The sequence below is a fragment of the Chitinophaga sp. 180180018-3 genome (genome assembly GCF_037893185.1).
Lineage (GTDB): Bacteria > Bacteroidota > Bacteroidia > Chitinophagales > Chitinophagaceae > Chitinophaga.
Window position 1 is genome coordinate 3,246,715 of record NZ_CP140772.1, and the last position, 23,246, is coordinate 3,269,960.

The following is a 23,246-nucleotide window of genomic DNA, read 5'->3' on the forward strand; positions in this document are numbered from 1 at the left end:
AATTGATTTCATAGGCTTCAGGTGTTTATGCATAGTATGGTTAAAATATATGATTAAACTTAAATTAAAATTAGTGATAATATAGAACAATAAAAAAAGTGCAATTAATCATAATGTATTAAAATGTCCAGATAAGTTGGCGATAGGAAATGATGAAAATTGATTCTCAACAGCTTAATAGATGATAAAAAAATATTAGAAAGTTATCCACATTGAGGAGCGAGGGGTTTTTATTTGCACAAGTCTGTGCTTTATTGAATTATTTTCCTACCTTTGCAGACCAAATTTGATGTAAGATGCCCAAAGTAAAGACACATTCCCGTGCCAAGAAGACATTCAAGGTAGGTGGGAACGGACAGATTAAGCGGTTCAAGGCCTTCAAAAGCCACTTACTGACTAAGAAAGCTACCAAGAGAAAACGTAGCCTGAGAGGCAGTACGCTGGTTCACGAAGCCAATCTTAACCTGGTTAAGAGAATGCTCGGAATGCGCTAATTGCTGTCAGAAAATCGAATTTTATAACCTGAGAAAAAACAAAACAAATGCCTCGTTCAGTTAACGCCGTAGCGTCAAGAGCCCGGAGAAAAAGGATCTTAAAGCAAGCCAAAGGCTTCTACGGTAAGAGAAAAAATGTTTACACAGTAGCGAAGAACGTTCTTGAAAAAGGGCTTACTTACAGCTATGTTGGTCGTAAATTAAAGAAAAGAAACTACCGTCAGCTGTGGATCGCCCGTATCAATGCTGCCGTTAGAGCAGAAGGGTTGACCTACTCTGTGTTCATGAATAAATTAGCTTCCAAGAACATCGACCTGAACAGAAAAGTTCTGGCTGATCTGGCTATGAATGAACCAGAAACATTCAAAGCACTGGTAGCTTCCGTTAAGTAAGATTTACCTGATAGTAAATACCCGATAGCTGGCATCCCAACGGATGTCAGCTATTTTGTTTTTAGGGAAGATGCCCAGTATGGCCGAGCCGCTTCCGCTCATGGCCGCATATACCGCTCCTGCCGCATACAGTTGTTCCTTTATACCAGCCAGCACAGGATGTGCTTCGAATACAGGCGCCTCAAAATCATTTACGATTGTATTTTTCCAGGTTTCCACCGGGGTTTGGATCTTTTCCCGGAGGGAATAGTCGGGCTGTTTCGGGGTCAGCTGCCGAAACGCCCAGCCGGTATTTACATGGATCCCGGGATGCACGAGCAGAAACGAATACCCCGAGAGGTCCAGTTCCACTGGCTCCATGACCTCGCCACGACCAGTGGCGAAACAGGGCTTATTGAGAATAAAGAAGGGGCAATCACTGCCCAGTTGGGCTGCATACGCCACAAGGGCGTCGGTAGTTAGTCCTAATTGGAACTTCTGATTCAACAGTTGCAGCATAAAGGCGGCATCGGCGGAACCACCGCCCAGTCCTGCGCCGATCGGGATATGTTTATGCAGATGAATGTTGACGGGCTGTATGTGCGGAAAATCCTGCAGCAACAGATGAAATGCTTTCAGGCATAGATTATCCGCCTCGTTTCCCGGCACGGCAATACCGCTGCTGGCAAAGGTCAATGTAGCAGCCGGAAGCACTTCCAGCGCATCCGTAACCGGTAATGGATAGAATATAGTTTCCAGGTCGTGAAAGCCATCCGTTCGTTTGCGGAGGATATGCAGACCCAGATTTATCTTACAATTCGGAAATACGATCATGTAATTATTATTGCATGGCAAACCTACAGCAACGGCAGGAAATATGAATGCCGGCTGCACATAAATAATGCGGAAATATTATTTGCTTTTGCGGCTGTTTATTTCATCGCGGATAGCGATAGCGCGTATATAGTCTTCCTGCTCCAGTACTTCCTGTAACAGGGTAGTCAGTTCTTCTACATTCATGGACTTCAGATCATCTTCTGTTCCCTTTTCGTGCTCGGAGATGGTAGGGGTAACCGGTTTGCTGCTTTTCTTTCCGGCGGGATCGTCCAGCAGTATACCTGCACTGTTGAGAATATTCTCATATGTGTAGATCGGGCAACCAAAACGAACTGCCAGCGCCAGCGCATCGGAGGTACGGGAATCTATCTCAATGGTTTCATCATTATTGGAACAGATAAGCTTGGAGTAAAAGATGCCTTCCTGCAGGTTACTGATGACAACTTCCTGCAACTCCACATTGAACGCGTTCATGAAGTTCTTCATCAGGTCGTGTGTTAAAGGTCGGCTGGGTTGCATTTTTTCCAGAGCCACAGCAATTGCCTGCGCTTCAAAGCCCCCGATTACGATTGGTAAACGGCGTAGCCCGTTTACTTCCCCCAATACCACGGCATATGAATGTGTTTGCGTAATACTGTGCGATAAAGCAACTATTTCCAGTTCTATTTTTCTCATATCTGTCTTGCGTTGTCGCTGAATAGTTTGTAAGACCGTGAAGTTAGAAAAATATTCCTTATCTAAAAAAAATCTATAATGATAAATACAATATGAGAATTAAAAATTATAAATCAGGCATTACGAATAGTGACGTGCTGTTGATAAATGATCTACCCGTTGCCACCATTCGTAATGCCTGATACCTGACAGCTTTAATTCTTTAATTTTTTCACTGCTTCCGTCAGCTTGGGTACTACTTCAAAGGCATCACCTATTATGCCATAGTCAGCAGCTTTGAAAAAAGGCGCTTCAGGATCTTTATTGATCACTACTATCACCTTACTGCCGTTAACGCCTGCCAGGTGTTGGATAGCGCCGGAAATGCCTACCGCAATATAGAGGTTGGGGCGTACGGTCAGCCCTGTCTGGCCCACATGTTCGTGGTGAGGCCGCCAGCCTGCATCGGCTACCGGGCGGGAACTGGCAGTAGCTGCACCCAGTGCTTTGGCCAGGTCTTCCAGGATACCCCAGTTTTCCGGGCCTTTCATACCACGTCCGCCACTCACAATAATTTCCGCTTCAGTTAAAGGAACATCACCGCTCACGGTTTCTGTTTTCACCACTTTTACTTTGAAGTCTGCGTCATTGATAGCGGGAGAAAACGCTTCCACCTGCGCTGTTGCCGTATCCGGCGTCAGCGCGAAAGTATTCGGAATAACTGAGATGACTTTCTTATCGGAGGTGATATTGATATTCGCAAATGCCTTACCGGAGAAAACATTCTTTTTCACTACAAAACCATTTGCAGTATCAGGGTAGGAGATGGCGCCTGCTACCAGACCAGCTTTCAGCCTGGCAGATACTCTCGGCGCAATGGCTTTACCGTCGAAATTGTGAGGGAAAATAACCACTTTGCTGCCTTCTTTTTCCGCTGCTTCTGCAATTATTTTGGTGTATACGATGCTTTCCACTTCATGCAAACGGGCATCTGCGGCGTGTAATACCTTCTGAGCGCCGTAATTACCAAGCGCCGTCAACTCGGCAGAATCAACAGGGCCCAGCACCAGCGCGGTGGCCGTAGTGCCCAGCTGTTGTGCTACTTTGGCGCCGTATTGTATTGCTTCCAATGCCGCTTTCTTGATCTTTCCCTGTGCCTGATCTGCAAATATTAATATAGACATGAATAAGTTAATTAGTAGTTGAGAAATTTTGTACAGTAAACCTTAGATGACCTTTGCTTCTTCGTGGAGCAGTTTCACCAGCTCGTCCACGTTATCCGGACTAACCAGTTTCACCCCTGCCTTTGCCGGAGGCAGCTCAAAGCTAACCACCGCTGTAAGCGTATCGGCCGCAACAGGCTCTACTACTGTTAATGGCTTGGTTCTGGCAGCCATGATACCACGCATATTGGGGATACGCGCTTCGGCCATACCCTTCTGGCAGGATACCACCACCGGAAGCGACACTTCGCATATTTCTTCTCCTCCTTCAATCTCCCGGTTTATAGTAGCCACCGTGCCATTCAGATCAAATTTAGCTGCAATCGATACATAAGGCAATTCCAGTAATTCCGCTACCATTCCCCCGATGCCGGAGCCATTGTAGTCGATGGTTTCTTTACCGGTGAAAATAATATCGTATTGTTTGCTCTTTGCATGAGCTGCTATCTGTGAAGCGATATAAAAGCTGTCCGCGCTGTCGGCATTAATGCGGAAAGCTTCATCGCCTCCCAACGCCAGGGCTTTGCGGATAATAGGTTCGCAATCAGCACCGCCTACGGTCACAAGGTGTACATCAGCCCCGATCGTTTCTTTCAACTCCAGTGCCCTTACCAATGCATACCATTCGTCATACGGGTTAATAATAAACTGTACGCCAGCCTCATTGAATTTCGTGTTGTTGTCCGTGAAAGCTATTTTTGCAGTCGTGTCCGGAGTTTTGCTGATACATACTAAAATCTTCATGGCCATAAACTGTTTTGGTTTAAAATGCGGTATTAGCAAATATATTTAAATAATATACGCCAACCGCAGCCTGGAATATGATTTTAATCAGCATAACAATTGATACATATTGAACATTTAAATAATAAACCGGATGGACAGGATTGAACAGATAAAACAGTTCCTGAAAGCAACACCGAGCGACAGCTTTCTGAAACATGCACTGGCATTGGAGTATATCAAGATCAACGACGACGGGGCCGCAAGACAGCAGTTTGAAGAACTGCTCGCACATGAGCCAGGATATGTAGGTTCCTATTACCATCTCGGAAAGTTGCTTGAAAGGGCAGGAGATAATGTCGGCGCTATCAGTATTTATGAAAAGGGCATGGCAGTGGCGAAAGCAGCCAATGAAAGGCATGCTTATAATGAGCTGCAATCAGCATATGAAGACCTGGTATATTGATTTATTCACCCAACAAGAACGGAATGCCTCAGCAGTTATTAACGCATCTTTCAGCATTTATTAATCAACAACATTTATTTGATCCTACACAGAAAATACTGCTCGCAGTCAGCGGGGGAGTGGATTCTGTAGTCATGGCACACCTCTTTAAGGCAACTGGTTTTCAAACAGGCATTGCTCATTGCAACTTCCAGCTGCGGGGCGAAGAATCGGCGCGCGATGAAGCATTTGTGCGCGAGCTGGCTGCCAGTCTGGATTTGCCTTTCCATCATATACAATTCGACACCGTCGCATATGTGGAAGAAAATCGTGTAACCATTCAGGTAGCCGCGCGGGAACTGCGCTATCATTGGCTGGAGGAAGTGCGGGCCGCAGCAGGATACGCATTTATTGCCACTGCCCATCATTTGCAGGACAGTGTGGAAACTGCCCTGATGAACTTCGCGAAAGGCACTGGTATAGCAGGTTTACACGGTATCCTGCCGAAGCAGGACCGGCTTATCCGTCCGCTGTTGTTCGCGGAAAAGGAAGCACTGATTGCATACGCCGCACTGCATAACCTGAGTTATGTGGAAGATAGTTCAAATATAACGGATAAGTATACACGTAATTTCTTCCGGCACCAGATCATACCAAAGCTGCAGGAAGCATTTCCAGGTGCAGTGAAGAACATGGCGGCTACAACAGACCGGATGAAGGAAGCGGAAATGCTTTACCAGGAGGCAATGGCACGGCATCGGAAACGTTTGTTGTTCGCCGAAGGGAAAAACTGGAAAGTACCGGTACTGAAATTACAGAAGAGCGTACCCTTGCAAACAATTGCCTGGGAACTGTTTCGTGGATTCGGTTGTACGGCAGCTCAGACGCACCAGGTGCTGACGCTGCTCGAAAGTGAATCCGGCAGATACGTGGAAACAACTTCTCATCGCATCATCCGCAACCGTCAATGGCTGCTGATTACACCCCGTGAGCAGGATGATGCAACGCTGATTGTTATTGAAGACGGGCAACACCATGTCCGTTTCGGAAACCGACAGCTGCAGATAAAGACCCTGGAACGCGGCGCCGGAATTATCCCCGCTGCACCCGAAATAGCCTGGCTGGACGCTTCCCGGGTGAAATTTCCGCTGTTGCTGCGGAAATGGAAACAGGGCGATTACTTCTATCCACTGGGGATGACCCGTAAAAAGAAAGTGAGCCGCTTCCTCATAGATCAGAAAGTTTCCCTGCCCGAAAAAGAAAACACCTGGGTATTGGAATCAGATAAACGTATTCTCTGGATCGTGGGTATGAGGGTAGACGACAGGGTGAAGATCCTGGATAAGACGCAGCTCGTGCTCAGCCTGGAGCTGAGAAATGCCAGCGAAATATAACATCCCGGTATATTAAAAATGCCTTTATGAGCAAGGATTTACAAGCTACGAAGGAGTTGCTGGATCAGCTGAATCAACAGATACGCGGCGCCATTACAGCGGGTAAGCGCGATACGAATTATCCACAGCAGATACTGTTTGTATTGCTGGCCGCGTTCTTTTATCAGCATGTAACGAAGGGCGGGTTTGCCCAACTGCTATACAACGCAAAAGGTGCTTACCTGGACGATATGGAAGGTATGCGCATTGAAGCAGAAGCTTCGGTTGCGCATGAATATTATACACAGGCAATACAGGCATGCCGTGAAAGCCTGGCTGGATGAAGGTTCGCGGGGAAACTAAGTTGCCTGCCGGTCCGCACAAAATGAAAATGGACAAACCGGAAACCAGCTTGTCCATTTCTTTGTGACCCCGTCAGGATTCAAACCTGAAACCTTCTGATCCGTAGTCAGATGCTCTATTCAATTGAGCTACGGAGCCATATCGTTTGTGATTGGATGGCAAAGGTAGGAGTTTTTTTGAAACTACCAAACAGTTATTAAAAAAAAGTTCTCCAATCTTCTGATTTACACTTACTTTTACAGCCGTAGTTTAACATATTATAAGAAGTGAAAATTCAACTCTGGAGCATAGGAAAGGAACATGATCCATATATTCGTGATGGAATGGCGGTTTTTCAAAAGCGTCTGCAACATTATGTTGATTTTGAAGTGAAGCTGATCCCGACGGTGAAACAGGCTGCCAGCTTATCTGTACCGGAGCTGAAAAAACAGGAGGCGAAAGTGATATTGGATATGTTGCAGCCGACCGATTATCTGCTGGCGTTGGACGAATACGGGAAAATGATGACCACTGTGCAGTTCGCGGATTTTTTGCAGCAACGTACGAATGCAGGAACCAGGCAGCTCATCATCCTGATTGGCGGCGCCTATGGCATTGATCAGAGCCTGTTGCAACGTGCGCAACTGAAAATGTCGTTGTCGCAGCTGACCTTTCCTCACCAGCTGGTGCGCCTTATTTTCACCGAGCAGTTGTATCGCGCTTATACGGTGTTAAATCGTGAAAAGTATCATCATCAATAATTAAATTTACGAATCACATAACCCTTTTTGTATATGACGCTTTCTATTAGTCTGATCATTATCATTATCACCTGCCTTATATCTTATACCGCTTTATCGAACGAAAGCCAGCTGGATAAACTCAGTTTGCAGCCTTACATGGTAAGCCGCTACAATCAATACTACCGCTTTGTAACATCAGGTTTTGTGCATGCGGATTTTCAGCACCTGCTTTTTAATATGCTGACGCTTTACTTTTTTGGCAGCTTTATAGAAGAAGTTTTTGTCGGCCTCTTTGGGAATAAGCTGGTGTATGTTATTTACTATCTGCTGGGGATCGTTGTAGCTAACCTGCCTTCCTATTTTAAACACCGGAACGATTCCTATTATTCTTCGCTGGGAGCCTCCGGGGCTATATCTGCGATCGTGTTCACCAGCATCCTGATCAGTCCGTGGAGCTCTATTTATCTATTCTTTGCACTGCGTTTGCCTGCGGTTATTTATGGCCTGTTATTCCTGGCAATATCTGCGTACCTGTCGAGACGGGGAGGAGGAAATATCAATCACGATGCGCACCTGTGGGGAGCTTTGTATGGATTGGTTTTCCCATTGGTATTCCATCCTGAACTGGGAACCAGGTTTGTATACATGCTTACACACCGCGGGGGCATTTTGGGATAGGCGTTACCGTTATCAATTAAGAATATCGCATTTTCCCCGGCATACCTTGTGACCGGTAATCTGCTTAAACAATCTGACAGGATTACCGGTTAAGCAATTATAAAATTCAAACTTATATGGAAATTAAACGTATCGGCTCTCAACCTTCTGCGCAGGGCCCTGGAGAATATTTTACGGGAACAGTCAGGATCGATCCGTTAATCAGTCCGCCTGATCCGGCGCGGGTAGCGATGGCACTCGTTACATTTGAGCCGGGTGCACGCACCGCCTGGCATACTCACCCTTTAGGACAAACGCTGATCGTTACTGCAGGCTGTGGCTGGGCGCAACGCGAAGGTGGCCCCCGGGAAGAGATCCGGCCCGGTGATGTAGTGTGGTTTGCCCCGGGTGAGCGGCACTGGCACGGCGCTACTGCCACAACAGCCGTGAGCCACATTGCTATCCAGGAAAAAGAGAACGGCTCTCCGGTCGACTGGATGGAGCATGTATCGGATGATCAATACCAATCCCGCTAATAACATCTATTTAAAAACAATTGAAAATAAAAATGGACAAACTGATTACAGTTTGTCCATTTTTTTGTGACCCCGTCAGGATTCAAACCTGAAACCTTCTGATCCGTAGTCAGATGCTCTATTCAATTGAGCTACGGAGCCTTTTCCCGCTTGGGATGGCAAATGTAGAATAAAATTTTATTCTAACAAATTATTTTTCAATTTTTTATATCTGAATACTTTTTATCAGATAATTTTCTTTGATAGAAAATGCTGCAATACCATTGCAGCATTTTCTCTTTTGTGACCTCATCAGGATTCAAACCTGAAACCTTCTGATCCGTAGTCAGATGCTCTATTCAGTTGAGCTATGAAGCCATTTCCCGTTTTGGGATGGCAAATGTAGGAATAGTTTTAAATTAAACAAAAAAAGTGTAAAAAATATTTTACTACGGTAACGGATAAACGTAATTAACTGGTAAAGTGAGGATTGACCGGCATCGCCGGATTGTTGTATATTTAGCAGGTATCAACCGTTAAACATATGCCCGCAGGTTATTCCACCAACCCGCTTTATAAGAAGCTTGGTTTGAAAGAAGGACAAGTGATCCGGGTGATTAATGCGCCAAAGGATTACGATGTGCTTATCGGAGAGATAATTGGGAAGGTAACGATGATAAAGAAACCCGGCGCTGAGCCCGACTTTATCCATTTTTTTACCAATAGCGTAAAGGAGCTGGAAGCTACTTTGCCGTTACTGAAGAAGGAAATTAAGAAAGATGGAATGATATGGGTATCCTGGTATAAGAAAAGCGCGGGATTGAAAACTGAAATAACAGAAAACCTGGTCAGGGATACGGCATTAGCTATTGGCCTGGTAGATGTGAAGGTATGTGCCGTTGATGATCATTGGTCGGGGTTGAAGCTGGTATTCCGTCTGAAAGACCGATAGATTAATTAAGAATGGAGAGCGAATTAACAGAGATAGCCATGTTAATCCGTTCTCCATCCGGAATAGCAGCCGAAATTTATCGTTGCAGCAATGCCATTGCTCTTTCACAAATATGTTCTACGGTGAAACCAAATTCACGCATCATCACTGGTCCGGGGGCTGAAGCGCCGAACCTGTCTATCGAAATTATATCTCCCTTATCTCCTGTATAACGGTGCCAGCCCTGTGATACACCGGCTTCCACTGAAATCCTTGCCGTTATGGCCGGCGGTAACACCTGATCGCGGTAAGCCTGCGATTGTGCTTCAAAAAGTTCCCAGCTGGGCATGGATACTATACGCACCGCTATATGAAACGCCTGTAATTTTTCCCGGGCTTTTACAATCAGATCCACTTCGGCGCCTGTTGCCATCAGTATCAGCTCCGGTTTTGCATCCTGGGCATCCGCCAGTATATACCCGCCGTATCGCAGTCCATTGGCGGCGGCGTACTTGCTGCGATCCAGTGTCGGCACGCTCTGGCGGGAGAGGATCAATGCCACCGGCTTATCCGGCTGCAACACTGCCACCTGCCAGGCGCATAGTGTTTCATTGGCATCGCCGGGGCGTATCACCACCAGATTAGGTATGGCTCTTAGCGCCGCCAGCAATTCTACGGGTTGGTGCGTAGGGCCGTCTTCACCCATAGCAATACTATCGTGTGTGAATACATAAAAAACCTTCAGATCTGATAACGCCGCCAGCCTGATAGCCGGCCGCATATAATCTGAGAACGTAAGGAAAGTAGCACTGTAAGGCAAGATGCCACCATGCGCAGCCAGTCCGTTTGATATGGCGCCCATCGCGTGCTCCCGCACACCATACTGAATATTCCTGCCTTCATAACTCCATACACCACCGGCGGCCCCCTGCAGATCTCCCTTTTTCATCAGCGGACTTTCAAAATTGCCGGCATCCTTTAGTTCCGTATTGGTGGAGGTGTTCAGATCCGCCGATCCGCCAATGAAACCCGGCAGATGTTTGAAGAAGGCCTGTATCACTTTCCCTGAGGCTGCCCTGGTGGCAATTCCTTTAGGATCGGCTGCAAAAGGAGTGAGGTCTTTGTCCCAATCTTCCGGCAAAATTTCGTGTATCAGTGACCGTAGTTCCTTCGCCAGATCCGGATATTTCTGCGCATAAATGACCATTCGCTCATCCCATTTCAGACTATGCTGTTTACCTTCCTCCACTGCCTTGCGGAAATGTGCAAGGGCTTCATCCGGAATCAGGAAATCGGGCGACACGGGCCATCCCAGGTTCTCCTTTGTTTGCTTCACTGCCTCAACACCTAACGGCGAACCGTGGGCAGCACAGGTATCCTGCTTGGGCGAGCCATACCCCAGATGCGTACGCACGAGGATAATAGAAGGCCGGTCTATCTCCATCTGCGCTGCGCGGATCGCCTGGTCAATAGCTTCCAGGTCATTTCCATCTGCTACTTTCTGCGTATGCCATCCATACGATTCAAACCGCATAGCATGATCCTCTGTAAACGTCACCGGTGTGGCAGAGGCCAGTGTGATCCGGTTGTCGTCATACAGGTAGATAAGTTTGCCCAATCGCAGATGTCCGGCAAGGGAAGCTGCTTCCGCCGCTACTCCCTCCATGAGGTCGCCGTCGCTGACGATGGCGTAAGTATAGTGGTCCACTACCAGATCGCCCGGCCGGTTATATTTCGCCGCCAGATAGGCCTCCGCCATCGCTACGCCCACGCCATTCGCAAATCCCTGCCCCAATGGCCCAGTTGTTACTTCTACTCCCGGTACCAACCCACGCTCCGGATGCCCTGGTGTTTTGCTGCCCCATTGCCGGAATTGCTTTATTTCCTCCAGCGGCAGATCATATCCCGTCAGGTGCAATAAACTGTACAGCAACATCGACCCGTGACCGGCAGATAATATAAACCTGTCGCGATTAAACCACTCCGGATCCGTAGGATTATGCCGTAAAAATCTTGTCCATAAAACATATGCCATCGGCGCCGCACCCAACGGCAAACCCGGATGCCCGCTGTCGGCTTTTTGTACTGCGTCTATCGATAAAAAACGGATGGTATTGATACATAATTGATCCAGTGCCGTTGGATTAGGAATCACGGAGGTAATGGTGCTCATGGGATTTTCGTTTAGCGTGAAAAAATAAACACACTTAACTCAACAAACTTTATGCTCATAAGGTTGCCTGGTATTTTTTAATTAGTCTACCAAAGTTATAGACTTTTAAAAAAATATTGTATTATTGTAGTCTTGACAGCTTTCCGGTCCACATCGGACAATTTCATCCACCTGTTAACATTTACTCATCTTTTTCAAAAAAGCGGACATGGATACATCATTACACTTAGTGGGGAAATTCTGTTGTGTGAAATATGCTACAGATCGATGTTGGGAAATATAACTGTAGAATAAAAAAAGCCGGAACTGTTGGCGCAGCTCCGGCGGGTAAAACGTAAAACAAGGCGGCGGATCACTTTTCAATGATCGTATTGGCGTACGGTCACCGGCCTCATTTTTTCATACCAAAGTAAAGATAATGAAAATTGCTATTGCATGCAGCTGCGGGCTGCTGCTGGCGGCAACCTCATGGTCGCAGGAGCGACATGCCGACACTTCTCAACATGGCCACCGGGCCATTATCCAGAACAACATCTCTCTTTCCGGACGAATTATTGATGCCAGCACCCAGCAACCTATCGGGGGAGCGCTCGTTCACATCAAAGGCACTACCCATGAGGTGCAAACCAGCACCAACGGGGAGTTTGCCTTTCTCACCGGGCAAAAAGTACCTGTTATTTACCAGATATCTTCACTGGGTTACAAACTAAAGGAAGTGTACGCTGATAAATCAAATATGGGCAATATTCCATTGGAAGAGCTCAGCACGCAGCTGAATGATGTGGTGGTAGTAGGATATGGTACCCAGAAGAGAAAAGACCTCACCAGTGCTATCGCTTCCGTGAAAGGGAGTGAAGTGGCTATCGTGCCTGTAGCCAGTTTCGACGCCCAGTTGCAGGGAAAGGCCGCCGGGGTACAGATCAATTCCAACACCGGTGTGCCGGGAGATGGGGTGTTCGTAAGGGTACGCGGCACTACTTCCATTAATGCCGACAATAACCCCCTGTATATCATCGATGGGGTTTTTATGAACAATACCAGCCTGCAAACGGTGAACACCGGCGGCCGGGCTACTTCTCCACTGGCGGATATCAATCCGGCTGATATTGAAAATATTGAAGTATTGAAAGACGCCAGCGCAACGGCTATTTATGGTTCCCGGGGCGCCAACGGCGTGATTATCGTGACCACCCGCCGCGGCAACTATAACAGCAAGGCTAAAGTGAATGTAGATGTTTCCTCCGGTACCGCCTGGGCTCCGAAACTGTGGGATCTCACCACCGGTCCTCAACATGCGGAATTGATCAACGAATTCTACAAAAACTCCTACGCCGATGCCATAGCCGCCGGCGATGCGGCAGGCATACAGAAATACAAATACCTCCCTTTCCGTGCGCTGAACGATAATCCCAATGCGACTCCTGCACCGAGAGGTCTACCGCAGGATCAGCAAACTTACGATCGCCTGGGACGCATCTTCCGCAATGCCAGCCTGCAAAACTATAATCTTTCCCTCTCCGGCGGAAACAAGGAAACCAGGTATTATTTCGGTGGTGGATATGCTAAACAGGACGCCATCCTGAAACCCCTGTCTTTTGAACGGGCCAGCTTCAAGCTGAATATAGATCAGCGGGTGAACGACAAAATTACGGTGGGAGCCAGTAACAACTTTTCCCGCACTGCCCGCAGCCAGGGCAGGGCAGGCGACGGTCCGCAGGGAGGTTTGCTGCAGGCTGCCCTCCATACGCCTACCTACCTGCCGGAAACCAATCCGGATGGCACTCCCGCCCGCTGGGCCGGATTCGATAATGTACAGGTGCTCATCGATAACTACGACGTACACACGACCAGTGTTCGCTATATCGGTAATCTTTACCTTGATGCAGCCTTGCTGCCTGATCTGAAATTCCGCAGTACCATCAGTATCGATTACAACAACTACAACGAGTCAGAATACTGGAACAATTTCACCCAGTTGGGCGCCAGTCCTACCAATGGCCTTGCCACTTCTGCCATTACGCAGAACACTGCCTGGATCAACGAACAAACATTATCGTGGCGAAAACACATCGGCAGTAAACACTTCTTTGGGGTACTGGTGGGAAATACTTTACAGAGCAACACCCTGGCGCTTACCTCTGCTCAGGGAACGGGGTTTCCGAACAATGCTTATAAGGATATATCGTCAGCGGCTACACGAACTTCGGCACAAACCTGGACGAGGAATAATCTGTCGTCGTTCTTCTCCCGTATCGACTATAACTATGCTGGCAAATATTATATCGAAGCCAGTCTCCGTGCCGACGGCTCGTCCCGCTTTGGCAGCAACTACCGCTGGGGCTACTTCCCGGCAGTGAGTGCGTCGTGGCGGCTGAAGGAAGAAGGCTTCCTCAAAACAGTAAACACCATCAGCGACCTGAAACTGCGTGCCAGTTACGGTATTACGGGAAACCAGTCTGGCATCAGCGATTTCGCTGCACGAGGCCTCTGGTCCGGCGGATACGGCTACCCGGATAACAGTAGCGGCGATCAGCCTGGCACGGCTCCGTTACAGCTGCCCAATGCAGATCTGCACTGGGAAAAAACGAGTCAGCTGAATGGTGGTGTCGACCTGGGGTTATTCAACGGCCGCATCAATCTTACCGCTGATGTGTACTACAAATATACCAGCGACGTGTTGCTGCTGTTACCCAAAGCCGGCGCGACCGGCTTCAGCAATGCCTATAGCAATGCCGGAGAAATTAGTAACCGCGGATATGAGATCGGACTGAATACGACTAATATCACTTCCCGCAACTTTACCTGGGCCAGCAATTTTAATATCGCAGGAAATACCAACCGCATCGAGAAATTGCCGGTACCGGTATACCAGTATAACCGCGACTGGATCATCATGCAGCAGGGATCACCGATGTATTCGTTCTGGTTATACAAACAGCTGGGAGTGGATCCGCAGACGGGGAACGTGATCTTCGAAGGCGCGAAGGATGGGAAAATCCCGGTAGCCGCCCGCCAGGTAATGGGAAATGCAATGCCAAAGTTCTACGGCGGTTTTAGCAACACCTTTACCTATAAAGGTTTCGACCTGAGTATACTGTTATCCTTCCAATATGGCAATGACGTTTATAATCTCAATCGTTTCTTCGGAGAAGGAGGCGGTACCCGCGATGCCAACAGGGTATTGTTTGCTGATCAGCTGAATCGCTGGCAGAAGCCGGGCGATATCACTGATGTGCCCCGCCTCACTGCATACGGGCTGAATTATACAGTGGACCAGAATAGCCGTTTCCTGGAAGATGGTTCTTTCCTCCGGCTTAAAACGCTCACTTTCGGTTACACCATACCTAAATCTGCCAGCGAGCGATTACGCATACAGCAACTACGTGTATACTTCACCGGTACCAATCTCTGGTTGCTGACGAAATATACCGGTGCTGATCCTGAATCCAATGTAACGGGGATACAAACCGTACAGGGACTGGATCTCGGCACTCCGCCGCAGCCGCGTAGTGTACAATTTGGACTGAATGTAACTCTCTGATTTTTTCAACGATTCATTATGAAAGCTTATCTGAAATATATCATCGTAATACTGACACCGGCAACTATGTTGTCGTGCAGGAAGTTTCTGGACGTGACTCCCAGAGATGCTGTGTCAGATGAAACTACCATCATCGATAAAACCTCTGCCAGCACTGCGCTGCGGGGAGTATACCGGCGCCTCGGCGCCGATGGTTACTACGGCACGCTGTTCCAGACTTTCGGCTACCTGCCTGGCGATAATGTGCAATGGACCGGCTCACAGTCTATCATCCAGCAATTTATCACACACAGGATTGCTGCAGATAATGGCAACCTGCAAACAGTATGGTCGGCCATTTATGCCACCATCAATGGTGCCAACAACGTTATCGCCAAAGTGCCGGCGGTAAAGGATGCCTCTTTTACGGAGGCCGACCGGAAGCAGATCACCGGCGAAGCTTATTTTATCCGTGCACTATGCTATTTCGATCTGGCCCGCACGTGGGGAAATGTACAGATAACGCTAACGCCTACACTGAGTAAAGCAGATAAGACGGATATTGGCAATAGCACACAGGCGCAGGTTTATCAGCAGGTATTGAGTGACCTGAATGCCGCGGATTCACTGCTGCTGCCGCCATCAGTAGCCAATCCGGTACGGGCTAATCAGGAAACAGTGTGGGCATTGAAGGCCAGATATTACGGCTATCAATCGGGATGGGCGCAGGCAGAAGCCTATGCGACAAAAGTGCTTAGCGACGTGAAAAACTACAGCCTGCTAAAGCCTTACAGTGCATTCTTTACGCCAGCCAGTGCAGTTGCCACACGCGAATCGGTGTTTGAACTGTCGTACAGCGCTACTTATCTGAGCGGGCATCGTAGTAACTGGCAGCCGCCGGCTAATGGAGGTACACGGCAATGGGCACCGTCGGATGCTTTTGTAACGCTGGTAAATGATCCGCAGACAGGAGGGAACCGGAACGCACTGATTGCAAAAACAGCCGCTGGCCTGTGGTATGGAAATCTGTATTACCGGAGTCCGGCTACCGACCCTGCGTACGTCATCCGTATTGCGGAACTGTACCTGATACGCGCGGAAGCGCTGGCGGAACAGGGCAAACTGGCAGCAGCCAAACAGGATCTCGATCAGATCCGCGACAGGGCAGGGCTGGCGCCTTCAGCAGCTACTGGGAAAGAAGAACTGCTGCTGGCAATAGAGAACGAGCGGAGAGTGGAATTTGCCTTTGAACCGCACCGGTGGTTCGACCTCGTGCGTACCGGCAGGGCCGCGGCCGTACTGAATATCACCAACCCCCGCTTGTACCTGTTCCCAATACCAGCTAACGAAATCAGCTTGTCGAACGGACATCTCAAACAGAACGATGGTTACTGATTACATCACGCTATAACAATATTCAACCATGAGCTATACAATTACGGGAGAAACTCCCGCCTGGAAAAATTACTGGAAAACAGGGTTCAGGGTATGTTTTATCTGGTTCCTGCTACAGGCATTGCCGCTGGACTGGAAATTCTTTCAACACCTGTTTTCGTCCGGTATTTTTTACCTGCATTACGAAGATATTTTCACGCTGGCGAATTATACAACACGCTTTTCGGCAGGACCAGCCACATTCACAGACTGGACGATACTATTCCTGATCGCTGTTGTTGGTGCAGCATTATGGACCTACATAGATAATAACCTAACGCGTTCATATGATGCTGCCTGGTACTGGCTTCGCGTATTGCTGCGTTACCGGCTGGCGCTGGCTTTGCTGGCATACGGATTCCTGAAATTCTTTGCCCTGCAGGCGCCTTATCCTTCGCTCAGCAGCCTGAATACACCATACGGTGCTTTTACACGATGGAAGTTATTTTCTCTCAGCCTGGGCATCGTACCGTCTTATGAATTGTTTCTGGGCCTTGTGGAGATCATACTGGCGTTATTGCTGTTGTATAGGAAAACAGCGGCTATAGGCGCTTTTATCTTTCTCATCTTTTGCGGGAATATCTTTATTTCAAATCTGGCCTATGAAGGTGGTGATGTGGTATACAGCCTGTTACTGATCACCTATGCTATAGCCATATTGAGTTTTGATCTGCAAAGGATCATCCGGTTGCTGGTGTTGCAGCAACCAACGGCGGCTGCCACTTTCAGGCCGGTATTCGACGGCATAAAAAGATACGGAAGACTTTTGCTAAAGACGGCATTCCTGTTATTTTTCGTTGTTGTATACGGCATTAAAACCGGCGCCGGTGCAAAAAAAGATCCCTATCAATATCCCGCTGCCAAAGGATTGCCGGCGATCAGCGGATTGTATAATGTTGCTTTATTTGTATGGAACAATGATACATTGCCTTATTCGCAAACAGATACTATCCGTTGGAAAGATGTGGTGTTTGAAGAATGGAATACACTTAGTATCCACACCAATGTACCGGCTTTGATAGATTCTAACAACCAGCATCTTGTTTTGAAAGATAACGGAAACCGGTTGTACGAAATTGAAGGCAGTAACGGCCGGCATTATTATAGTTATGCAGCAGATACGGTACATCAGCTGCTGGGATTGCGTAACCGGCATCCCCGGCTGGAAGCCGAAACCCTTTCCCTGCGCTATTCACGGCCCGACAGTAATCGTGTGATTCTGACAGGAATTACTTCCAGGTATGACTCCGTTTATGTGGTACTGGAAAAAATACACAAGCGATACCTGTTGGAAGAAGTAGCAAATGGAGGCGGTAGAAACAGAAAACTGAAACTTTAAATTTTTTATCATGGAGCAGATTACATCACCACTGGCGCCGGCAGCAAAGCACCGTACATCCGGTACGCTGCCGGAAACACAGCTGCCTGCATGGAAAACATATCAGCTGATCCTTTTCAGGATAGCGTTTATTTTCTTCATTGCGATTGCTGTTCCTAACAGCATAGAATGGTATAAACAGTTGGCGCAGTTGAATTGGCTGCACCTGAACTACCGCGATCTGTACGATATTGCGCGCTTCGGATCAGGTATCAATTTCCTCGGCAGCACTATTTTTGGCAGCACCTTGCTGGGGTATGCCAACTGGATCACCACCTTGCTGATTGCCGTTGCAGGAGGTCTGCTGTGGACTGCCATCGTAAAGGTCCGCAGGCTGCCGCGTAAAGAGTATTACAACGCCTGGTATTGGCTGCGGGTAGTAGTGAGATATCGTGCTGGTATCGGCATCATCGGTTTTGGGTTCACAAAGCTATTGCCGCTGCAGATGCCTTATCCATCTTTCGGTATTCTTAATACCAACTTCGGAGATCTGACGGCACAGAAAATCTATTGGTTGTCGATCGGTATTGTGCCCTGGTACCAGGTATTTGCGGGAGTAGTAGAGGTAACTGCCGGTACACTTTTATTTTTCAGGAAGACAACCACGCTGGGGGCCGTGCTGTTGCTGGGAGCATTGGGAGATATTGTTTATGTGAACTTTGCCTATGATGGCGGCGTACATGTATACAGCAGCTATTTCGTACTGCTGGCGGCTTTATTGCTGGTGAACGATGTGCCTAAGATCTATCGTTTGTTAGTGCAGGAACAGTTTACCATACCAGTGAATTACTATCCGGCATTTCCGCAAAGGTGGCAACAGTATATTCGTATCGGTCTAAAATCCTTTACCCTGTTCCTTTTCCTGGGAGTGCTCTTTTATCTGCAGCTGATCAACTTTTTATATGATCCTTATAAACAGCCGTCTGTGGCGGGTGTAAAAGCACTGCGTGGTAACTACCAGATAACGGAATTCCGACTCAACGATCAGCTGATTCCTTATTCGCCGCTGGATACCCTGAGGTGGCAGGAAGCAACATTCGAGAACTGGTCAACATTCACTTACCGCGTAAATAAGCCGCAGCCGCTGGATTTGTCGAATGGTGGCGGTGATCCGCAACGTGATGTGAACCGGACTTTCGAAATCACCGGACTGGCTGGCGGACAGCGGGCATTTCATTATTATGCTGATGAGGTAGATAAAGTACTTTATCTGGAAGACAAATACAAACCGGTGCCCGATCGCCGCAATCGTACGGCAGGTGTAGGTGGGGATGGTGGTGCAGTTATCGATGAAGCAGCTGAAAAGGCAGCAGCATTGGAAGCTGCCCAGGAGAATGCCGATTGGATTCCCGCAGAAGCGAAGACGCATATTGGCAATGAAGCCCTGAAGATAGCACCCGTGGCTTTGTCAGCACGCAGGGCAAAGGATTATGCTACCACGCCTAAGAACGAAAGCAGAAAGCGATTTATCGTGCACTATGCCACTACCGATGGCGCGCGTGTAATATTGACCGGTACAGATGAAAACAGGCAGCGTATATATGTAGTGCTCGACCGGGTAAACAAACACTATGCCCTTGAACCGGCTAAACTGCAGGCAGGAAATTATTAAATGAAGATGTTAAAAAAGAGCGGTTACCTGGCTGCGATATTGGCAGGATCCATGCTGGCCTGCCATACCCGAAGCGGGCCTCCGGAATTGCCGGAACGCTTTGGTCTTGGCCGGCCGGCCACCCAAAGGGAAATAGATTCGTTGAATATTTCTATTGCTCCCGATGGGAAAGGGCTACCTCCCGGTAGTGGTAATGCTGGTGGTGGCGCAAAGATCTATGCCGCCAAATGCGCGGCCTGTCATGGCCCTACAGGTGCGGAACCCACACCTAACCGGCTGGTGGCACCGATGGGAGATACGGCCCGCGTTAAAACTATCGGTAACTACTGGCCTTACGCCACCACTGTATTCGATTACATAAGGCGCGCCATGCCGTTCAATGCTCCGGGTTCGCTCAGTAATGAGGAAGTTTACCACCTCACCGCATGGCTGCTGTACCGCAACCGGATCATCGACAGTACCCTGGAGCTGAATGCACAAAATCTGCCGGACATTGTAATGCCGGCAAAACAATACTACGTAAACGATGATCGTAAAGGCGGTGACGAAGTGAAGTAAAACACCGCCTTCTTCTTTCTTAATTCTTCATACGCTATGTCAGATAATTCGGGCAAAATGCCCAGGAGAACGATGTTAAAAGCGGCTGCTGTTTCAGCCGCAGCCGCGCTGATGGGGGCCGCGGGCGGGCAACGCATAGCTGAAAATGACGGGGCAGCGCCGTTGCCGGATCCGGTGAAAACGCCCGGTGCGCCTCCCGGTAAGCTGGGCACCCGTTCCCGGTTCGAACAGCCGCAAAAGCTGGCCTCCGATATTTCAGCCCGTACACCGTTGCAGGATCTGTACGGCATCATCACTCCTTCGGATCTGCATTTTGAACGGAGCCATGCCGGAGTGCCTGTCATTGATCCGGATAAATACGAACTGCTGATACACGGCATGGTGGACCGGCCTACAATCTTCACATTGCGCGATTTAAAGCGATTTCCGGCCGTTTCCCGGATCGCTTTTATCGAATGCTCAGGAAACTTTCGTTCGGGCCGGGAAACCATGTCGCCGCAGGAAATCTGCGGGCTGACCAGCCAGAGCGAATGGACTGGCGTGATGCTGTCGACCCTTTTCCGGGAGGCCGGGGTAAACCCCAAAGCCACCTGGTTCCTCGCGGAGGGCTCCGATGCAGCTGTGATGACAAGAAGCATTCCGGTGGAGAAGGGCTGGAAGGATGCCATGATCGCATACGGACAAAATGGTGAGGCCATACGCCCTGAACAGGGTTATCCGGCGCGACTGTTCCTGCCGGGATGGGAGGGGAACACCAATGTAAAATGGATACGCCGTATTGAGCTGTCGGACCAGCCTTTTATGACCAGAGAGGAAACCTCCAAATACACGGAAAACATCCGGGATCATAAGATTCGTCAATTCAGTTTTGATATGGACGCACGATCCATTATCACGTCTCCTGCCTATCCCGGGCACGTGGAGAAAGGCTGGATGGAAATCCGCGGCATTGCCTGGAGTGGCCGTGGAAAGATCAGTAGTGTGGAAATAAGTACCGACGCAGGTAAGCATTGGGTTAAAGCGGCTTTGCAGGAGCCGGTGCTGGATAAGGCGCATACCTGTTTTCGTTACCCCTGGTATTGGGATGGGCGTACCACAGAGATCATGAGCCTGGCGATAGATGATACCGGTTATCGTCAGCCTGCCATGAAACAGCTGATTGCTGCCCGGGGTACCGACATGGGTGGATACCATTTGAACCCGGTTACAGCATGGGTGCTGAAAAGTGACGGACAGGTTTTATTCAGACCGGAGAAATGGAAATAACATTTAATCGAACAGGGAAAGATCGTCGCGGGTAACAGCGTGGAAGAGATTCTGCAGCTGGTGTACATGAACAATCGGGCGTCCGTAGGGAATCAGTCCCCCCGGGGCATCTGTCAGCGGCTGGAATACGCCATTTTCCAATCTTACGTGAATACTGTTTAAACGGTTATATTTCAGCGAAAATACTGTCGGATCTTCTCCATAATCCGGGTCACCACAAAGAAATCCCATTCTTGTCAGCAGGTCCACGTCCAGCACCACCGGGTTTACTTTTGCAAACGGAAGCCGGTTGCGGGGAAGCCCGGAATTATACACATAGCCATCCAGTATGCCTTCTACTTCAAAAATCGTTTCTTCCATGTTATAGTCGAAGTAGGACACACAATTCCCGATCCTGATATCTGTGCCTTGTATCATGGCTGCAATTTAATAAGTACAGGGGAGATTTACACTGGTATAACATTGCTGATCGGAAAGTCCCGGTTAGCATAGCTTCTCCCATAGCCACGCAACTACTAACGCCAGTACAGTGCCTACTGCATAGCATACGCAGTCGCTCCACAGGAAACCATGCCCGAGCAGTATTCCCAGCGGGGTATTGCGGAGTTTTACTGCCCATTCAGCCTGGTACAGCTGCTGCAATTCTATGGCAAAACAAACCAGATAATTACTGATGCTGATTTTCCACAACGGGGTAACCGGATACAGGAAACGTATTCCGAAAAAAATACAGGTAGCGGAAAATACATCTCCGCCATATACTCTTATCAGTTCAGGGAAGTATTGGGGGGCCCACCTTGTGGCTAATCCCAGTGGGATGTTGAGGAGGATGAGGAACAAATAAAGCCAACGCCTTTTTCTTACCATGGGTTAAAAAAGCGGTAAATATAAAGCGTATCTGCAGAAAATCGCAAAAAAAAAAGCAATAACCCGTCTGGGTTATTGCTGATTATCGCTTTCTACGCTACTTTTCTTTTTTCCGCGGTTGGTGCCACCTTTACGGCCTATAGCCGCCATGTGTTCCCGGTTCCTGCTCACAGCTTCACCACCTTTTTTGCCCGCAGCACGGGCTTCATCAGAGGTAAACTTGTGGGCAACACCCTGCTGGTGTGCTGCTTTTCCACCTTCTCTGGAAATGGCACGCTGCTGTTCAGGGTCCATAGAAGCGAATCCACGTTTACTGTGCTTTGGTTTCTGTTCGGGAGATTTCTCCTGTACGTGTGTTACCTGCTCGGCATGTTGAAATCTAATGTCTTCCATAATCCTGAGGTTTTTTAAGTGATAGTAGTTAAACATTTACGCTATGGTGGATCAAGATATGTGCCATCGGTCGTTGACCCTACTGGTGGCTGTATGACTGGTGTAGTGAGTTGTAGACAGGGCAATACATTCCACAATCCATAGAATTTTTAACACACTTTTGAGTGATGTTCCCCAGTTTTTATGCCGGAACTCCTTCATTTTCCATGGCTTACAATTTGTTCTGCCAATATTGTTAATTCTTTTCTTAACCCATCTAAATTTTTTTGTTATGGCAAGGTATTCAAAAGAATCTCAGAGGAAAGTAAAGAAAAGTATGCATGAAATGCATGAAGGTAAGCTGAGAAGTGGCCGGAGTAACAGGAAAGTTACGAATCCTAAGCAGGCGATCGCCATCGGATTATCTGAAGCAAGAGAAGAAGGTGCAAAAGTTCCCCGGAAGAAAACTACCAGGAAGTCAACTGTAAAGAAAAGTATGGCTATGAAGTCTCCTGCCAAAAAAGCGACTGCTAAAAGAGCTGTCGCCAAAAAATCTCCGGCGAAGAAAACAACAGCCAAAAAAGTAATGGCTAAAAAGATGACTGCGAAAACAGCAGCAGGAAGAAAAATGACCGCCAAAAAGACAACTGCCAAAAGGGCAACTGTCAGAAAAACCACCCGTACTACTAAAATGGGTGCCCGCAGGAAATCCGCTGCAATGGCGTAATGCATAACACACTATCCCGGCTTTTAGCTTT

Annotated in this window: 24 protein-coding genes and 3 tRNA genes; 16 read left to right on the forward strand and 11 right to left on the reverse strand. The window is 48.2% G+C overall.

Going from position 1 to position 23,246, the window contains the following annotated elements; translation table 11 throughout:
- Positions 1 to 296 precede the first annotated feature (296 nt).
- Complete coding sequence (gene rpmI, locus UNH61_RS12650; protein WP_326992358.1) at positions 297 to 494, forward strand: 50S ribosomal protein L35; 198 nt, start codon at positions 297 to 299, stop codon at positions 492 to 494.
- 47 nt (positions 495 to 541) lie between these two features.
- On the forward strand, positions 542 to 886 hold the full coding sequence (gene rplT, locus UNH61_RS12655; protein WP_089763860.1) for a 50S ribosomal protein L20: 345 nt from the start codon (positions 542 to 544) through the stop codon (positions 884 to 886).
- A 3-nt stretch (positions 887 to 889) separates the two neighbouring features.
- Here the strand turns inward: rplT and ispE are convergent, their stop codons facing one another.
- The 4 genes from ispE to UNH61_RS12675 form a co-directional block, all read right to left on the reverse strand.
- On the reverse strand, positions 890 to 1,699 hold the full coding sequence (gene ispE / locus UNH61_RS12660) for a 4-(cytidine 5'-diphospho)-2-C-methyl-D-erythritol kinase (RefSeq protein WP_326992359.1): 810 nt from the start codon (positions 1,697 to 1,699) through the stop codon (positions 890 to 892).
- Between the two features lie 78 nt (positions 1,700 to 1,777).
- Complete coding sequence (locus tag UNH61_RS12665) at positions 1,778 to 2,377, reverse strand: bifunctional nuclease domain-containing protein (protein ID WP_326992360.1); 600 nt, start codon at positions 2,375 to 2,377, stop codon at positions 1,778 to 1,780.
- A gap of 194 nt (positions 2,378 to 2,571) precedes the next feature.
- Positions 2,572 to 3,540, reverse strand: a complete 969-nt coding sequence (locus UNH61_RS12670) for an electron transfer flavoprotein subunit alpha/FixB family protein (RefSeq protein ID WP_326992361.1) — start codon at positions 3,538 to 3,540, stop codon at positions 2,572 to 2,574.
- Between the two features lie 42 nt (positions 3,541 to 3,582).
- Entirely contained in the window at positions 3,583 to 4,323 is a 741-nt protein-coding gene (locus UNH61_RS12675) for an electron transfer flavoprotein subunit beta/FixA family protein (RefSeq protein ID WP_326992362.1), read from the reverse strand.
- Positions 4,324 to 4,456: 133 nt separating this feature from the next.
- On the opposite strand from UNH61_RS12675, the gene UNH61_RS12680 reads away from it, so the two are divergent.
- The 3 genes from UNH61_RS12680 to UNH61_RS12690 are packed head-to-tail and all read left to right on the forward strand — an operon-like array spanning position 4,457 to position 6,464.
- Complete coding sequence (locus UNH61_RS12680; RefSeq protein ID WP_326992363.1) at positions 4,457 to 4,768, forward strand: hypothetical protein; 312 nt, start codon at positions 4,457 to 4,459, stop codon at positions 4,766 to 4,768.
- Positions 4,769 to 4,791: 23 nt separating this feature from the next.
- On the forward strand, positions 4,792 to 6,141 hold the full coding sequence (gene tilS / locus UNH61_RS12685; RefSeq protein ID WP_326992364.1) for a tRNA lysidine(34) synthetase TilS: 1,350 nt from the start codon (positions 4,792 to 4,794) through the stop codon (positions 6,139 to 6,141).
- A gap of 26 nt (positions 6,142 to 6,167) precedes the next feature.
- Complete coding sequence (locus tag UNH61_RS12690) at positions 6,168 to 6,464, forward strand: hypothetical protein (protein WP_326992365.1); 297 nt, start codon at positions 6,168 to 6,170, stop codon at positions 6,462 to 6,464.
- A gap of 83 nt (positions 6,465 to 6,547) precedes the next feature.
- Here the strand turns inward: UNH61_RS12690 and UNH61_RS12695 are convergent.
- Positions 6,548 to 6,621, reverse strand: a tRNA-Arg gene (locus tag UNH61_RS12695).
- A 128-nt stretch (positions 6,622 to 6,749) separates the two neighbouring features.
- Between UNH61_RS12695 and UNH61_RS12700 the strand changes: the two genes are divergently transcribed.
- The 3 genes from UNH61_RS12700 (at position 6,750) to UNH61_RS12710 (ending at position 8,398) form a co-directional block, all read left to right on the forward strand.
- Positions 6,750 to 7,223, forward strand: a complete 474-nt coding sequence (locus tag UNH61_RS12700; RefSeq protein WP_326992366.1) for a 23S rRNA (pseudouridine(1915)-N(3))-methyltransferase RlmH — start codon at positions 6,750 to 6,752, stop codon at positions 7,221 to 7,223.
- 33 nt (positions 7,224 to 7,256) lie between these two features.
- Complete coding sequence (locus tag UNH61_RS12705; RefSeq protein ID WP_326992367.1) at positions 7,257 to 7,883, forward strand: rhomboid family intramembrane serine protease; 627 nt, start codon at positions 7,257 to 7,259, stop codon at positions 7,881 to 7,883.
- A gap of 116 nt (positions 7,884 to 7,999) precedes the next feature.
- Complete coding sequence (locus UNH61_RS12710) at positions 8,000 to 8,398, forward strand: cupin domain-containing protein (protein WP_326992368.1); 399 nt, start codon at positions 8,000 to 8,002, stop codon at positions 8,396 to 8,398.
- 67 nt (positions 8,399 to 8,465) lie between these two features.
- Here the strand turns inward: UNH61_RS12710 and UNH61_RS12715 are convergent.
- Positions 8,466 to 8,539 (reverse strand) — tRNA-Arg (locus UNH61_RS12715).
- Positions 8,540 to 8,681: 142 nt separating this feature from the next.
- Positions 8,682 to 8,755 (reverse strand) — tRNA-Arg (locus UNH61_RS12720).
- A 166-nt stretch (positions 8,756 to 8,921) separates the two neighbouring features.
- Here UNH61_RS12720 and UNH61_RS12725 point away from each other — a divergent pair.
- Positions 8,922 to 9,329: a hypothetical protein gene (locus tag UNH61_RS12725; RefSeq protein ID WP_326992369.1), complete on the forward strand. Its 408-nt coding sequence runs from the start codon at positions 8,922 to 8,924 to the stop codon at positions 9,327 to 9,329.
- 76 nt (positions 9,330 to 9,405) lie between these two features.
- Here the strand turns inward: UNH61_RS12725 and tkt are convergent, their stop codons facing one another.
- Positions 9,406 to 11,481, reverse strand: a complete 2,076-nt coding sequence (gene tkt, locus UNH61_RS12730) for a transketolase (RefSeq protein WP_326992370.1) — start codon at positions 11,479 to 11,481, stop codon at positions 9,406 to 9,408.
- 418 nt (positions 11,482 to 11,899) lie between these two features.
- Between tkt and UNH61_RS12735 the strand changes: the two genes are divergently transcribed.
- The 6 genes from UNH61_RS12735 to soxC are packed head-to-tail and all read left to right on the forward strand — an operon-like array spanning position 11,900 to position 21,249.
- Positions 11,900 to 15,022 carry a TonB-dependent receptor gene (locus tag UNH61_RS12735; protein WP_326992371.1) on the forward strand — a complete coding sequence of 1,041 codons (3,123 nt, stop codon included), beginning with the start codon at positions 11,900 to 11,902 and terminating at the stop codon, positions 15,020 to 15,022.
- Positions 15,023 to 15,040: 18 nt separating this feature from the next.
- Positions 15,041 to 16,396, forward strand: coding sequence for a RagB/SusD family nutrient uptake outer membrane protein (locus UNH61_RS12740; RefSeq protein WP_326992372.1), 1,356 nt, complete (start codon positions 15,041 to 15,043; stop codon positions 16,394 to 16,396).
- 28 nt (positions 16,397 to 16,424) lie between these two features.
- The gene (locus UNH61_RS12745; protein WP_326992373.1) at positions 16,425 to 17,774 is read left to right on the forward strand and encodes a DoxX family protein; all 1,350 of its coding nucleotides are present in this window, start codon (positions 16,425 to 16,427) and stop codon (positions 17,772 to 17,774) included.
- Between the two features lie 10 nt (positions 17,775 to 17,784).
- On the forward strand, positions 17,785 to 19,425 hold the full coding sequence (locus tag UNH61_RS12750; RefSeq protein WP_326992374.1) for a hypothetical protein: 1,641 nt from the start codon (positions 17,785 to 17,787) through the stop codon (positions 19,423 to 19,425).
- Positions 19,426 to 19,431: 6 nt separating this feature from the next.
- Complete coding sequence (locus tag UNH61_RS12755; RefSeq protein ID WP_326992375.1) at positions 19,432 to 19,983, forward strand: cytochrome c; 552 nt, start codon at positions 19,432 to 19,434, stop codon at positions 19,981 to 19,983.
- Positions 19,984 to 20,019: 36 nt separating this feature from the next.
- Entirely contained in the window at positions 20,020 to 21,249 is a 1,230-nt protein-coding gene (soxC, locus tag UNH61_RS12760; RefSeq protein WP_326992376.1) for a sulfite dehydrogenase, read from the forward strand.
- Between the two features lie 3 nt (positions 21,250 to 21,252).
- Here the strand turns inward: soxC and UNH61_RS12765 are convergent, their stop codons facing one another.
- From UNH61_RS12765 to UNH61_RS12775, 3 genes are all read right to left on the reverse strand, one after another.
- Entirely contained in the window at positions 21,253 to 21,666 is a 414-nt protein-coding gene (locus UNH61_RS12765; protein ID WP_326992377.1) for a hypothetical protein, read from the reverse strand.
- Positions 21,667 to 21,732: 66 nt separating this feature from the next.
- Positions 21,733 to 22,116: a DUF2809 domain-containing protein gene (locus UNH61_RS12770; RefSeq protein WP_339071109.1), complete on the reverse strand. Its 384-nt coding sequence runs from the start codon at positions 22,114 to 22,116 to the stop codon at positions 21,733 to 21,735.
- 72 nt (positions 22,117 to 22,188) lie between these two features.
- Positions 22,189 to 22,509 (reverse strand): KGG domain-containing protein, encoded by a 321-nt coding sequence (locus tag UNH61_RS12775; RefSeq protein ID WP_326992379.1) that lies wholly within the window; start codon positions 22,507 to 22,509, stop codon positions 22,189 to 22,191.
- Positions 22,510 to 22,780: 271 nt separating this feature from the next.
- Between UNH61_RS12775 and UNH61_RS12780 the strand changes: the two genes are divergently transcribed.
- Positions 22,781 to 23,215 (forward strand): DUF6496 domain-containing protein, encoded by a 435-nt coding sequence (locus tag UNH61_RS12780; RefSeq protein ID WP_326992380.1) that lies wholly within the window; start codon positions 22,781 to 22,783, stop codon positions 23,213 to 23,215.
- Positions 23,216 to 23,246 lie beyond the last annotated feature (31 nt).